This window comes from Streptomyces sp. NPDC004561, from assembly GCF_053602155.1.
This window is the reverse complement of record NZ_JBSGDB010000212.1, coordinates 1-14,589: the sequence shown is the minus strand read 5'-3', so window position 1 is coordinate 14,589 and position 14,589 is coordinate 1. Positions and strand designations below refer to the sequence as shown.

Genomic DNA, 14,589 nt, shown 5'->3' with positions numbered 1-14,589 from the left:
GGGGCGGTCAGGAGTGCGACAACTGCCCGGTGCCGCCTCGCCGGCCTATCCGCTCCTGCTCCCGCTGGACGCCCGGCGCCACCCTGGCCTGGTCGACGCTGCACACGCTGCCCGGCGGCACCGCCGTCCTCGACGACGTGGACCCCTACCGGGTGCCCGCGCGGGGCATCGGCCCGGCCGCCCTGCCCGCCGCCGAGCGCCCGTACTCCGACCACGCCGCGTGGACCGCCCGCTGGCGCGACGCCCTCGCGCTGCTCACCGCGACCCACCCCGCCCGGGCGGCCGAGACGACGGCGCTGGTGGGGTCCGTCGTCCCGCTGGCGCCGCCCGCGGGCGGCGGTACGCCGATGAGCGCCACCCTGCGCACCGCGCCCGGCGCCGTCCTCGCCCAGCTCCCCGGCGACCGGCGGGAGCTGGCCGAGTCGCTGGTGCACGAGACGCACCACACCAAGCTGGCCGTCCTCGACGAACTGGTCCCCCTGTGGCGGCCCGGCGGCGCCCTGCACCGGGTGGGCTGGCGGCGCGATCCGCGCCCGGTCCCGGGCGTGCTCCAGGGGGCGTACGCGCATCTGGCGCTGATGGACCTGTGGTGGCGGGCCCGGGCCGGACCCGCCTGGGCGTGGCGGCGACGCGCCGCCGAACGGTTCGAGGTCTGCCGGGACCAGGTCGCCGAGGCCTTGTCGGTACTGGCCGATTCCGATGAACTGACCTCTCGCGGAAGGGAGTTCGTCCGGCACATGGGCAGCCACCACGCAAGCCTGGGAGTGACCGCCCGACAGCCGGGATGACGCTCCGTGGAGGCGTTACTGCGTTACGTTATGCGTGCGGCTGCCCGAGAGGCCGGCGGCCGCCGGAACAGGGAGCGGCGATGGCGGAACAGCGGCGGCCGGGCGCGGACGGCGCGGCGGCACCCGAGCACGTGCTCGTGGTCTTCCCGGGGTACCACCGCTCGTGGGCGGCGTGGATCGCGCAGTGCCTGGAGCGCCACGGCCACCGGGCCACCCAGCAGCGCTGGGACCCGCCGCGCGAGGTGCCGCTGGAGGACTCCCTCGGCGACCTGCTGCTGGCCAGCGGAAAGGTGCTGCTGGTCCTCAACGACTGGTTCTTCGAGCTGGGCCCCCGCCCGCCGGGCGAGTGGAACGACGCGCTGCGCGGCTTCGTGGCCGCGCACGCCGACCGCTTCGCCGCCGTCAACCTCACCAACCGGCCCCTGCTGCCCGCGACCGCCGTCCTGGAACCGGCCAGCCTCTGGGCACTGAGCGAGGAGGCCGCCGAGGAACGCCTGCTGCGCCGGCTCGGCCTGGAACGCCTCGCGCGCCCGCGCACCCTCCCGGGCCGCATCCGCTACCCCGACGAGCGCTGCGAGATCTGGGGCGAGGTGCCACGCCGCAACCCGCGCTTCACCGGCCGGGACGACCTGCTCGGCGAGCTCCACCAGCGGCTGGCCGACGCCGAGCGCGGCGCCGCCGCCTGCACCCTCGTCGGCATGTCCGGCATCGGCAAGACCCAGCTCGCCGCCGAGTACGCGCACCGCTTCAGCACCGACTACGACCTGGTGTGGTGGGTCAACAGCGACGACCGCAACATCCAGCGCGACCGCCTCGGCGAACTCGCCGTCGAACTCGGCCTGCGCATCGGCAGCGAACCGGGCGAGCGCATCCGCGCGGTGCGCAACGCGCTGCGGCGCGGCGAGCCGTACGGCAACTGGCTGGTGGTCTTCGACGGCTGGGACGACATCGACGGCGTCTCCGCCCTGCTCCCGCAGGGCACCGGCCACGTCCTGCTCACCTCCCGCAACCGGGGCTGGAGCGCGCACACCGACGTCCTGGAGATCCCCGCCTTCCTGCGCCCCGAGTCCACCGCCTACCTGATGCGCCGCGCGCCGCACATCAGCGCCCGGGACGCCGACGAGGTGGCCGCCGAGTTCGGCGACGTACCGCTGCCGCTCGTACAGGCCGCCTCCTGGCTCGGCGAGTCCGGCATGGAGGTGGCCGAGTACCTGCGGATGGTGCGCGAGCGGCGGCTGTCCACCGTCGACGAGCCCGTCACCGGCGAGGGCTTCCCGCAGTCGTCCCTGACCTCCTGGGCCATACTGCTCAACCGGCTGCGCCGCTCCCAGCCGCAGGCCATCGACGTGCTGGGCCTGTGCACCTCCTTCGCCCCCGGGCGCATCCCGCTGGGCCTCATCCGCGCCTACCCGCGGGCCGAACTGCCCGAGGAACTGCGCTGGATGTCCACCGACCTGCCCGCCTGGACCAGGGCCCTGGACACGCTCGTCAACTACTCGGTGCTCACCCGGGAGACCCGCGGCCCGCTGGCCGCCGAGATGGGCCCGCACCAGGAGTCCGTGCACATGCACCGCCTCGTCCACGACATCGTCTCCAAGCTGACCGGCGACGGCGGCGGCGAACTGCACCGGCGGGCGGTGCGCACCCTGCTCGCCGAGGCCGACCCGGGCAACCCGGCCGACAGCCGGAACTGGCCCCGCTACGCCGAACTCCTGCCCCATCTGCAGCCCTCCGGCGCCCTGGAGAGCGGGCAGCCGCGCGTCCAGGAACTCGTCCTGAACTGTCTGCGCTACTGCTCCCGCAGCGGCGAGTACAGCGGCGGCCTGGAACTGGCACAGCAGGTGCGCGTGCACTGGTCCCGGTTCATGGACCCGATCGACCAGCCCATGCTCGACCTGGCCACCCAGGAGGGCAACATGCTCCGCAACAGCGGCCGGTTCCGGGAACTGTACGAACTGCACCGGGGCGTGCTGAAGCAGCTCCAGGCGGCGCCCCGGCGCAACGAGATCGGCGAACTGGTCAGCAAGAGCGCCATCGCGTCCGGCCTGCGCGCCCTCGGCCGCTACGAGGAGTCGCACCGGCTCCAGCTGGAGGTGCTCGACGGCAACGAGCGGCTCCTCGGCCCCGACGAGCCCCCCACCCTGGTCGCCCGGCACAACCTCGGGGTGACCCTGCGCATGCTGGGCCGGTACGCCGAGGCGCTGGACACCGACCTGGAGACCCTCGCGGGGCGCGAGAGCGTGCTGCGCGCCCGGCACATCAACACCCTGCACTCCGGCAACGCGGTCACCCACAGCCTGCGGCTGCTCGGCCGCTACCGGGAGGCCCTGGCCCGCCAGGAACCGATCGTCCGGCTCCATGTGCAGGTGCTCGGGCCGCAGCATCCGCAGACCCTGGAGGCCCGCTCCCAGCTCGCCATGTGCCGGCGCCGCGAGGGCGGGCACGCCCCGGACGTGGGCCCGGCGATGTCCAGCCTGCTGGAGCAACTGGTCCAGCTGCACGGCCGGGAGCACTACCGCACGCTGTCGTTCATCACCAACTACGGCAACTTCCTGCGTGAGCACGGCGACCTCGGTCAGGCCCGCGACCTCGTCGACGAGGCCGAGACCGGCTTCCGGGCGCTGCTCGGTCCCGCGCATCCCGTCGCCACCGGGATGCTCTCCAACACCGGGCTGGTGATGCAGGCGGCGGGCGAGCGGGCCGAGGCGCTGGCGATGTTCGAGGCCGCGCTGGCCGGGCTCACCGCCACCCTGGGCGCGGACCATCCCTGGGTGCTGGGCTGCGCCCTCAACGCGACCGGCGCGCGCAACTTCACCGGCCGGATCCCGGAGGCGGTGGAGCTGAGCCGGGAGAGCCTGCGCCGGGCCCGGCACTCGCTCGGGCACGAGCACCCCCTCACCCTGTCCTGCCAGGTGGCCCTGGCCGCGGACCTGCGGGTGGCCCACGAGCCGGAGGAGGCGGGCAAGCTGGAGGAGGACGCCCTGCTGGCCCTCACCCGCACCCTCGGCGCCCAGCACCCCCACACCATCTCCGCCCGCCAACGCGTCCGCCCGTACTGGGACTTCGAGGCGTACCTCGGCTGAGGCGCCCAACGCGAAGGGCCCGGCACCGAGCGGAAACTCGGCACCGGGCCCCAGGCCGGTGAGGCTTACGCCTCGAAGACCTCACGCACCAGCTGCTCCTGCTCGGCCTGGTGGCGCTTGGCCGAACCCACCGCCGGCGACGAGCCGTGCGGGCGCGAGATGCGCCGCAGCCGCTCGCCGGCCGGGATGTCCGCGCCGACCGCCAGGTCGAGGTGGTCGATCAGGTTGAGCGCGATGAACGGCCAGGCACCCTGGTTCGCCGGCTCCTCCTGCGCCCACAGGTACTTCTCGGCGTTCGGGTACTTGTTGACCTCGGCCTGGATCTCGGCACCCGGCAGCGGGTACAGCCGCTCGATGCGGATGATCGCCGTGTCCGTGACGCCGCGCTTGACCCGCTCGGCCTCCAGGTCGTAGTACAGCTTGCCCGCCACGAAGACGACCTTGCGGACCGCGGCCGGGTCCACGCTGGCGTCGCCGATGACCGGGCGGAACTGACCCGACGTGAACTCCTCCGTCTTCGACGCGGCGGCCTTGAGGCGCAGCATCGACTTCGGGGTGAAGACGACCAGCGGCTTGTGGTGCGGGTTGTGCACCTGCCACCGCAGGAGGTGGAAGTAGTTCGACGGGAGGGTCGGCATGGCGACCGTCATGTTGTTCTGGGCGCAGAGCTGCAGGAAGCGCTCGACACGGGCCGAGGAGTGGTCCGGGCCCTGGCCCTCGTAGCCGTGGGGCAGCAGGAGGGTGACGCCGGACGTCTGGCCCCACTTCTGCTCCGCCGCCGAGATGTACTCGTCGACCACGGTCTGCGCGCCGTTGACGAAGTCGCCGAACTGCGCCTCCCACATGACGAGCGCGTCGGGACGGGCCAGCGAGTAGCCGTACTCGAAGCCCATGACCGCGTACTCGGACAGGAGGGAGTTGTAGACGTTGTACCGCGCCTGCTCCTCGGCGAGGTACATCAGCGGCGTGAACTCCTCGCCCGTCTCGCGGTCGATGAGGACCGCGTGGCGCTGGCCGAAGGTGCCCCGCTGGGAGTCCTGGCCGGACAGGCGGACGGGGGTGCCCTCCAGGAGGAGGGAGCCGACCGCGAGGGTCTCGCCCATGCCCCAGTCGATCGTGCCGTCCTCGACCATCGTCGCCCGGCGCTGCAGCTGAGGCAGCAGACGCGGGTGGACGTGGAACGAGTCCGGGATGTTGACCTGGGACTCGGCGATCCTCTTCACGACCTCCGCGGAGATCGAGGTGTTCACCGCGACCGGGAAGTCCGCCTGCGGGTCCGACACCGGGCCGGCGGCCGGCTGGGACGTGGCCTCGCGGACCTCCGTGAAGACCTTCTCCAGCTGGCCCTGGTAGTCCTGCAGGGCCTGCTCGGCCTCTTCCAGGGTGATGTCACCGCGACCGATCAGGGACTCGGTGTAGAGCTTGCGCACCGAGCGCTTCTTGTCGATCAGGTCGTACATCAGCGGCTGGGTGAAGGCCGGGTTGTCCGACTCGTTGTGACCGCGGCGGCGGTAGCAGATGAGGTCGATCACCACGTCCTTGTTGAACGCCTGGCGGAACTCGAAGGCCAGCCGCGCCACGCGGACCACGGCCTCCGGGTCGTCGCCGTTCACGTGGAAGATCGGAGCCTCGATCATGCGGGCCACGTCCGTCGCGTACATGGAGGAACGCGAGGACTCGGGGGCCGCGGTGAAGCCGACCTGGTTGTTGATGACGATGTGGACCGTGCCGCCGGTGCGGTAGCCGCGCAGCTGCGACATGTTCAGGGTCTCGGCCACCACGCCCTGGCCCGCGAAGGCCGCGTCGCCGTGGATCGCCACCGGCAGGACCGTGAAGTCCGTGCCGCCCTTGTTGATGATGTCCTGCTTGGCGCGGGCGATGCCCTCGATGACCGGGTCGACGGTCTCCAGGTGGGACGGGTTGGCGGCCAGCGAGACCGTGATCTGCTCACCGTCCAGGCCGGTGAAGGTGCCCTGGGCGCCCAGGTGGTACTTCACGTCGCCGGAGCCGTGCATCGACTTCGGGTCGAGGTTGCCCTCGAACTCGCGGAAGATCTGCGCGTACGACTTGCCGACGATGTTCGCCAGCACGTTCAGGCGGCCGCGGTGGGCCATGCCGATGACGACCTCGTCCAGGCGGGACTCGGCAGCGGAGTCGATGACCGCGTCGAGCAGCGGGATGACGGACTCGCCGCCCTCCAGCGAGAAGCGCTTCTGGCCGACGTACTTGGTCTGCAGGAAGGTCTCGAAGGCCTCCGCCGCGTTCAGGCGGCGCAGGATGCGCAGCTGCTCCTCGCGCTCCGGCTTGGAGTGGCCGCGCTCGACCCGGTCCTGGATCCACTTGCGCTGCTTGGGGTCCTGGATGTGCATGAACTCGATGCCGGTGGTGCGGCAGTACGAGTCGCGCAGCACGCCGAGGATGTCGCGCAGCTTCATCATCGACTTGCCGGCGAAGCCGCCGACGGCGAACTCGCGCTCCAGGTCCCACAGGGTGAGGCCGTGCTCGACGATGTCCAGGTCGGGGTGCTTGCGCTGGCGGTACTCCAGCGGGTCGGTGTCGGCCATGACGTGGCCGCGGACCCGGTAGGAGTGGATCAGCTCGAAGACGCGGGCGGCCTTGGTGACGTCGTCGTCGTGGCTGGCGTCGATGTCCTTGAGCCAGCGGACCGGCTCGTAGGGGATGCGCAGCGCCTCGAAGAGGTCGTCGTAGAAGCCGTTCTCGCCGAGCAGCAGGTTCGAGACCTGGCGCAGGAACTCGCCGGAGGCGGCGCCCTGGATGACGCGGTGGTCGTAGGTCGACGTGAGCGTCATGACCTTGGAGACACCGAGCTTGTTCAGGGTGTCCTGGCTGGTGCCCTGGAACTCGGCCGGGTAGTCCATGGAGCCGACGCCCATGATCACCGACTGGCCGGGCATCAGACGCGGCACGGAGTGGACGGTGCCGAGGCCGCCGGGGTTGGTCAGGGAGACCGTGACGCCGGTGAAGTCGTCCATGGTCAGCTTGCCCTCGCGGGCGCGGCGGACGATGTCCTCGTAGGCCTGCCAGAACTCGAAGAAGTTCAGCGTCTCGGCCTTCTTGATCGCCGCGACGACGAGCTGGCGGTCACCGTTCGGCTTGACCAGGTCGATGGCCAGGCCGAGGTTGACGTGCGGCGGCTTGATCAGGGTCGGCTTGCCGTCCTTGACGCCGTAGGCCCAGTTCATCGACGGCATGGCCTTGATGGCCTGCACCATCGCGTACCCGATGATGTGCGTGAAGGAGATCTTCCCGCCGCGGGCGCGCTTGAGGTGGTTGTTGATGACGATGCGGTTGTCGAACAGCAGCTTCACCGGGACGGCGCGGACCGAGGTGGCGGTCGGCATCTCCAGCGAGGCGTCCATGTTCTTCGCGACCGCGGCGGACGGGCCGCGCAGCGTGATCAGCTCCGGGCCGTCGACGGCCGCCGTCGCGGGGGCCGCGGCCTTCGCCTTCGGCTGAGCGGGCGCCTGTGCGGGCTGCGCCGGCTTGGCCGGGGCGGGCGCGGCCGTCGCCGCGGGGGCGGGAGCCGGAGCCGGCGCGGGGGCCGCGGCGGCCGGGGCCGCGGGGGCCGGCGCGGGCGCGGCCTGGGCCTGAGGAGCCTGCGGGGCCGTGGTGGTGGTCCCTGCGGCCCCCGCGGCCGCAGAACCCGCCGGAGCCGGGGTGGCAGGCGCTCCCGGCTTGTAATCGGCGAAGAAGTCCCACCAGGCACGGTCTACCGAATTCGGGTCCTGGAGGTACTGCTGATAGATCTCGTCGACGAGCCACTCGTTCGGACCGAACGCGGCAGCGGGGTTCTTCCCGGCTTGGTCGTCGGTCGTGGGGGCACCGCCCGGCCGGAGGCTGGGGGAGCTCGAGTTACTAGGGGACTGTGGCGACACGGCGGCAACCGCCCTCTTCCGCTTCACAAGGTGATGGACAGCGGGAATAAAGGCTACGCCCCCGAGACGGTGAAGGTCAGGTCGGGCCGGTTCATCGTCGTGTAAGTCACATCGAAAATCTTGTTTCAGGGCTTGAAATGGCGGGAAACAAGCGTGGTTCCGGATGTGTGTGAGGCGATGAGGGTGCGCCTGCTGGGGCCCGGTACGCAGGCGTTCCGGGCCTGTGCCTGATCACACGTGTCCAACTGCGCGGAGTCCGCGCGGACGCCAGTGGATCTTGCGGCTCCGGTTCGGACCCTACGTCAACCGGAGACGGAAGTCAGGCCCGGAAGAGTGACGATGATCCGACAGCCCCGCTCGGATTCGGCCACACCGATCCGGCCGCCGTGCAGATCCACGGCCCAGCGGGCGATCGCGAGCCCGAGCCCCGTACCGCCGTCGCTGCCCGGGCCGTGCGGGCGGGTCACCGAGCCGCGGTTGAACCGCTCGAACACGCGGTGCCACTCCGAGCGCGGAATGCCGGGGCCCTCGTCCAGGACCTCCAGCTCCAGCGACTCCGGCTGCGGCCCGCGCCGCGCCCGCACCGTCACCCGGCCGTGCGGCGGGCTGTGCTTGACCGCGTTGTCGATCAGGTTGGCGACGACCTGGTGGATGCGCTCGGGGTCCGCGTGCGCGGTCAGCTCCGGCGGGGAGACGTCGAGGTGCAGATGGACGTCGGTGCGGGTGTGGCTGCCGGAGCCGGAGGCGATGCCGGCGCGGGCCGAGGCGACCATGTTGGCCTCCTTCAGCACGCCGGAGAGGTACGGCCACACCTCGAACCGGCGCATCTTCAGCGGTACGACGCCGTTGTCGAGGCGGGAGAGGTCCAGCAGCGTCTCCACGAGCCGGCCGAGCCGCTCGGTCTGCTTCAGGGCCGTCCGCATGGTCTCCTGGTCGGCCTCGGTGACCCCGTCGACGATGTTCTCCAGCACCGCGCGCAGCCCGGCGATCGGGGTGCGCAGCTCGTGCGAGACGTTCGCCACCAGCTCCTTGCGCTGGCGGTCCTGGGCCTCCAGCTCGTCGGCCATGAGGTTGATCGTCTGGGCCAGGTCGCCGAGCTCGTCCCGGCGGCCGTCGCCCACCCGGCGGGTGTAGTCGCCCTGCGAGATCGACCGCGCCACCGTGTTCATCTCGTCCAGCGGCATGGTGAGCGAATGCGCCACGAACTGCGTTATCAGCAGTGTGGCGATCATCGAGAAGACCGTGATGAAGCGAAGCTCCGTCTTGGTGTGCACCGCGACGATCGACAGGCCGGTGGTGATCAGCACCGCGATGACGACCAGCGCACCCAGCTTGGTCTTGATCGAGAACGGGCGTACGCCGCCCCAGGGTTCGTCCCCGGGGCTCCTCCGTGCGGCCTGGCGCCCGTCGCTGCTCACGGTGTCGGCGTCTCCAGGGCGTAGCCCACGCCGTGCACGGTGCGGATCCGCTCGGCGCCGATCTTCCGCCGCAGCGCCTTGATGTGGCTGTCGACCGTGCGGGTGCCGGAGGCGTCCGCCCAGTCCCAGACCTCGGCCAGCAGCTGCTCCCGGGAGAGCACCGCGCGCGGGGTGTTCGCCAGGCACACCAGCAGGTCGAACTCGGTGGGCGTGAGGTGGACGTCCTCGGACTTCACCCGCACCCGGCGCTGCGCGTGGTCGATCTCCAGTTCGCCGAGCCGCAGGATGCCCGAGCGGGGCGTGGTGGCGGCGAGGGTCGCCCGCTCGACCCGGCGCAGCAGCACGTGCACGCGTGCCGCCAGCTCCCGCATCGAGAACGGCTTGGTCATGTAGTCGTCGGCGCCGACCCCGAGTCCGACCAGCATGTCCGTCTCGTCGTCCCGCGCGGTGAGCATCAGCACCGGCACCGGACGCTGGGCCTGCACGCGCCGGCAGACCTCCAGGCCGTCGAAGCCCGGCAGCATGATGTCGAGGATCAGCAGATCGGGCTGCCAGGCCTCGGCCGTGTCGACCGCGGCCGGCCCGTCGGCCGCGGTTTGCACGAGGAATCCCTCGGCGCGGAGCCGGGCCGCGATGGCGTCGACGATCGTGGGGTCGTCCTCCACGACCAGCACCCGGCGCTGTGTGCCCTGGGTGGCCGTCGCCGCCGCGCCGCTCTGGGAGGTGTGTGTCTGCTCCATCGCCCGCCCCTGCTTGTTGCTTTCCGGAACCCGTGGGGTGATCCCATGTCTGCGATTGACGCTTGAATGATCGGCGTCAGGGCAGCACATTACGGGGACTGACCGTACCGTCGCTATCCAGGGCGGACGCCGAGGTGCACGGCGTCCGGAACGCCCCGGGCAACGGGCACCTCTTCGGTACGCACCTTACGGAACCCGACATTCCGCAAGGTTCCTTCAAATTCCGGAGAGGGTTTCGCCGACCACACCGCGAGCACCCCGCCCGGCCTCAACACCCTTGCACACGCGGCCAGTCCGGCCGCCGAGTACAGCCCCTGGTTGTCCTCGGTGACGGTCCAGCCCGGACCGTTGTCGATGTCCAGGCACAGTGCGTCGAACCTGGTCGATGTCTCATTGACGTAACGAATCAGGTCCGCTGCGACGATGTCGGTGCGCGGGTCGGCGAGCGCGGCGGCGGACAGCCGCGCCAGCGGCCCGTCCCGGTGCCAGTCGACGACGGCGGGCTCCCGCTCCACCACGGTGATCCGGCCCCAGCGCGGATCCGCCGCCGCGTGGGCGAGCGAGAACCCCACGCCCAGGCCGCCGATCAGCACGTCGGGCCGCGGCCGGCCGTCCAGCGCGCGGTACGCGGCGTCGACCAGCAGCCGCTCCGAGCGGCCGTCGGACGTGTCCATCAGGAAGCAGCCGTTGGCGATGATCTGCAGCAGCGCTCCGTGTCTGCGCAGCACCACTTCGCCGTACGGGCCGTCGCGCCGGTCCAGCACCACGGGAGAGTCGTCCACGGCAGTCATGGCTCCATCCTGCTTGAACAAAGCTTTGCGCACACGGGAATTACCGATGACGGACGCCGTTGGCACCGGTGCGACGTACCCGTTGGAGGGACAACGCGGCGTGTCGCGGCGCGGACGGGACGCATCGGATGCGTAGGAGGTTGCTGTGAATCCGCTCTCGCGTGGCGTCGGTCATAGACAGCGGCCCGCTCAACGCTGAGTGTGGGGCGCGACGGAAGGAGCGCCTCACGGTGGAACGGATCGCGACGGGCCCTGTGACGGCCGTGTCCCCGCCCCTGGCGGGCCCGCCCCTTCCGGACGGCCCCGACGGCCTCGCCGTCGTCGCGGCCCCCGCGCTCGTGGACCTGCTGGACGGCATGCCGCGTCAGCGCGGCGCCGTGGAACCCGCTCCCGAGGCCACCCGGTGGGTGCCGCTGCCGTGGATACGGCCCTGGCTGCTGCTGCCGTCGCCCACCGGGACGCCGTTCACCTCCGCCTACGCGGCGGTCCTCGCCGTCACCTCGGTCTTCGTGGTGCTGGCCGACCCGGCCGTCGTCCACGCCCTCTACCAGGACTGCAGCACGGACGTGTCCCACCTGGTGCGCACGCCCGCGCTGGTGCTGCTGGCCAGCGGGCTGTGGATCGCGGGCGGGATCGTCTCGCCGTACGCGATCGCGTTCGTGCTGGTGCTCACCGCGCTGGAGCGGCGGATAGGCGGGGCCCGCGCGGCCTGCGTGTTCCTGGCCGGGCATGTCCTGGCCACCCTTGCGACCGAGGTCCCGGTGGGCCTCGCGGTCCTCTTCGGGTATCTCCCCACGACCTCGCTGCACCGCCTCGACTACGGCATCAGCTTCGGTGTCGCCGCCAGCATCGGCGCGCTCGCCGGCCTGCTCCGTCCCTGGCTGCGCTGGCCCCTGCTCATCGTGGTGGGCGGCGAACTGCTGAGCGACCTGGTCGCCTTCCAGGACCCCATGACCAACTGGGGCCACCTCATCGCCCTCTCGATCGGCGTCGCGGGCTGGCCGCTGGTGCGCCGGTGGCGGCACTGAGCCGGCCGCCCACCCCACCCCACCCCACCCCTTCCCGCCCGGTGTTTCCGCGCGCCCTCGGATGATCGCTCACAGCGAACACAAACCTGGGAACAATCCCCGCAGCCAGAACATTGAGTCGGCATAGCTCAAGTTGACTGCCGAAGGGGAGATCATGGCTGCTGAGTCCACGGCGTTCACGCTCGTCCTGCCCGTGCTGCCGCTCGACGACGAGGTCGTGCTGCCCGGCATGGTGGTTCCGCTGGACCTGAGCGACGCCGAGGTGCGGGCCGCGGTGGAGGCCGCCCAGGCCGCCGCCCGTTCCGCGCCCGGCAAGCCCAAGGTGCTGCTGGTGCCACGGGTCGACGGCACGTACGCGAAGACCGGTGTGCTCGGCACGGTCGAGCAGGTCGGCCGGCTGGCCGACGGCGACCCGGGGGCCCTGATCCGCGGTCGCGGCCGTGTGCGCATCGGCGCCGGCACCACCGGTCCGGGCGCCGCCCTGTGGGTCGAGGGCGCCCGCGTCGACGAGACCGTGCCCGACCCGCTGCCGGGCCACGCCGCCGAACTCGTCAAGGAGTACAAGGCGCTCGCCACCGCCTGGCTGAAGAAGCGCGGCGCCTGGCAGGTCGTGGACCGCGTCCAGGCCATCGACGACGTCTCCGCGCTCGCCGACAACTCCGGCTACTCGCCCTTCCTCACCATCGAGCAGAAGGTCGAACTGCTGGAGACCGCCGACCCGGTGGACCGCCTGAAGCGCGCCACGCAGCAGCTCCGCGACCACCTCGCCGAGCAGGACGTGGCCGAGACCATCGCCAAGGACGTCCAGGAGGGCGTCGACAAGCAGCAGCGCGAGTTCCTGCTGCGCCGTCAGCTGGAGGCCGTCCGCAAGGAGCTGCGCGAGCTGAACGGCGAGGAGGAGGGCGAGGAGTCCGACGACTACCGCGCCCGCGTGGAGGCCGCCGACCTGCCGGAGAAGGTCCGCGAGGCCGCCCTGAAGGAGGTCGACAAGCTGGAGCGGTCCTCCGACCAGTCCCCCGAGGGCTCCTGGATCCGCACCTGGCTGGACACCGTCCTGGAGATGCCGTGGAACGAACGGACCGAGGACGCGTACGACATCCAGGGCGCCCAGGCGGTCCTCGACGCCGAGCACGCGGGCCTCGAGGACGTCAAGGAGCGGATCACCGAGTACCTGGCCGTGCGCAAGCGGCGCGGCGAGCGGGGCCTCGGCGTCATCGGCGGGCGGCGCGGCGGAGCCGTGCTCGCGCTCGTCGGCCCGCCCGGCGTCGGCAAGACCAGCCTCGGCGAGTCCGTCGCGCACGCCATGGGCCGCAAGTTCGTCCGGGTCGCCCTCGGCGGCGTCCGGGACGAGGCCGAGATCCGCGGCCACCGCCGCACCTACGTCGGCGCGCTGCCCGGCCGGATCGTCCGCGCCGTCAAGGAGGCCGGGTCCATGAACCCGGTCGTGCTGCTCGACGAGATCGACAAGGTGGGCTCCGACTTCCGGGGCGACCCGGCCGCGGCCCTGCTGGAGGTCCTCGACCCCGCGCAGAACCACACCTTCCGGGACCACTACCTGGAGGTGGAGCTGGACCTGTCCGACGTCGTCTTCCTCGCCACCGCCAACGTCCTGGAAGCAATCCCCGAGGCCCTCGCCGACCGTATGGAGATTGTGCGACTGGACGGATACACCGAGGACGAGAAGGTCGTCATCGCCCGGGACCACCTGCTCCCGCGCCAGCTGGAGCGGGCCGGCCTCGCCAAGGACGAGGTGACCCTCGAGGAGGGCGCGCTGCGCCGGCTCGCCGGCGAGTACACGCGCGAGGCGGGCGTGCGCACCCTGGAGCGGTCCATCGCGCGGCTGCTGCGCAAGGTCGCGGCCCAGCACGAACTGGGCAGGCGGGAGCTGCCGTTCACCGTCCGGGACGAGGACCTGCGCGGCCTGGTCGGCCGGCCGCACCACGTGCCCGAGTCCGCCCAGGACCCGGCCGAGCGCCGTACGGCCGTCCCCGGTGTGGCCACCGGTCTCGCGGTCACCGGCGCGGGCGGCGACGTGCTCTTCGTCGAGGCGTCCCTCGCCGACCCGGAGACGGGCGGGGCGGGACTGACCCTGACCGGTCAGCTGGGCGACGTGATGAAGGAGTCCGCGCAGATCGCGCTGAGCTTCCTGCGCAGCCACGGCGCCGAACTGGAGCTGCCGGTGGCCGACTTGCGGGACCGGGGCGTGCACATCCACTTCCCGGCGGGCGCGGTCCCGAAGGACGGCCCGAGCGCGGGCATCACGATGACCACCGCGCTGGCCTCGCTGCTCTCCGGGCGCCTGGTCCGCACGGACGTGGCGATGACCGGCGAGGTCTCGCTGACCGGCCGGGTGCTGCCCATCGGCGGTGTGAAGCAGAAGCTGCTCGCCGCCCACCGCGCCGGGGTGACCACCGTGATCATCCCCAAGCGCAACGAGCCCGACCTGGACGACGTCCCGGCCGAGGTGCTGGACCGGCTCGACGTCCACACCGTGACCGACGTCCGCCAGGTCCTGGAACTGGCGCTCGCGCCCGCCACGAACGGCGCGGCGCCCGAGGTTCCCGTGGCGGCGTGACGGACGTCGCGGGAAGGGCGAGGCCCGGGTTCCGTGAGGGAGACCCGGGCCTTCGCCATGCGCCCCGAACGGAGCAGATCGATAGAATTCCTCCGTGAGCGGACAGGGGAGCCGGCCCTCCGCCCTGATCGGGACGGAGATCGCGGGCTACCGGGTGGAGCGCGAACTCGGCCGCGGCGGCATGGCCGTCGTCTACCGCGCCGCGGACCTGCGCCTCGGCCGGACGGTCGCCCTGAAGCTGCTCGCCCCCGAGTACACCCGCAACGAAGG

At 71.8% G+C, this 14,589-nt stretch carries 8 protein-coding genes and 1 pseudogene; 5 read left to right on the top strand and 4 right to left on the bottom strand.

Going from position 1 to position 14,589, the window contains the following annotated elements; all coding sequences use genetic code 11:
* Together ACWEN3_RS25405 and fxsT are read left to right on the top strand one after the other, a co-directional pair.
* The coding region (locus ACWEN3_RS25405; protein ID WP_452975226.1) for an aKG-HExxH-type peptide beta-hydroxylase at positions 1-788 on the top strand (788 nt) is incomplete at its 5' end.
* Positions 789-868: 80 nt separating this feature from the next.
* Complete coding sequence (gene fxsT, locus ACWEN3_RS25400) at positions 869-3,871, top strand: FxSxx-COOH system tetratricopeptide repeat protein (RefSeq protein WP_452975223.1); 3,003 nt, start codon at positions 869-871, stop codon at positions 3,869-3,871.
* A gap of 65 nt (positions 3,872-3,936) precedes the next feature.
* Here fxsT and ACWEN3_RS25395 read toward each other — a convergent pair whose 3' ends face one another.
* From ACWEN3_RS25395 to ACWEN3_RS25380, 4 genes are all read right to left on the bottom strand, one after another.
* A complete protein-coding gene (locus tag ACWEN3_RS25395; RefSeq protein ID WP_452975220.1) occupies positions 3,937-7,767 on the bottom strand; it encodes a multifunctional oxoglutarate decarboxylase/oxoglutarate dehydrogenase thiamine pyrophosphate-binding subunit/dihydrolipoyllysine-residue succinyltransferase subunit in 3,831 nt (1,276 codons plus the stop codon).
* A 302-nt stretch (positions 7,768-8,069) separates the two neighbouring features.
* Entirely contained in the window at positions 8,070-9,185 is a 1,116-nt protein-coding gene (locus ACWEN3_RS25390) for a HAMP domain-containing sensor histidine kinase (RefSeq protein ID WP_452975217.1), read from the bottom strand.
* The gene (locus ACWEN3_RS25385) at positions 9,182-9,925 is read right to left on the bottom strand and encodes a response regulator transcription factor (protein WP_452975215.1); all 744 of its coding nucleotides are present in this window, start codon (positions 9,923-9,925) and stop codon (positions 9,182-9,184) included. Before ACWEN3_RS25385 ends, ACWEN3_RS25390 begins: the two co-directional genes overlap by 4 nt.
* A gap of 113 nt (positions 9,926-10,038) precedes the next feature.
* On the bottom strand, positions 10,039-10,716 hold the full coding sequence (locus ACWEN3_RS25380; RefSeq protein ID WP_452975212.1) for a spermine/spermidine synthase domain-containing protein: 678 nt from the start codon (positions 10,714-10,716) through the stop codon (positions 10,039-10,041).
* 230 nt (positions 10,717-10,946) lie between these two features.
* Here ACWEN3_RS25380 and ACWEN3_RS25375 point away from each other — a divergent pair, with 230 nt between their 5' ends.
* The 3 genes and pseudogenes from ACWEN3_RS25375 to ACWEN3_RS25365 all read left to right on the top strand — a co-directional run.
* Positions 10,947-11,744, top strand: a complete 798-nt coding sequence (locus ACWEN3_RS25375) for a rhomboid-like protein (protein ID WP_452975209.1) — start codon at positions 10,947-10,949, stop codon at positions 11,742-11,744.
* 154 nt (positions 11,745-11,898) lie between these two features.
* The gene (lon, locus tag ACWEN3_RS25370) at positions 11,899-14,319 is read left to right on the top strand and encodes an endopeptidase La (protein WP_452975206.1); all 2,421 of its coding nucleotides are present in this window, start codon (positions 11,899-11,901) and stop codon (positions 14,317-14,319) included.
* 94 nt (positions 14,320-14,413) lie between these two features.
* Positions 14,414-14,589 (top strand): annotated as a pseudogene (locus ACWEN3_RS25365) (serine/threonine protein kinase); the annotation flags it as partial.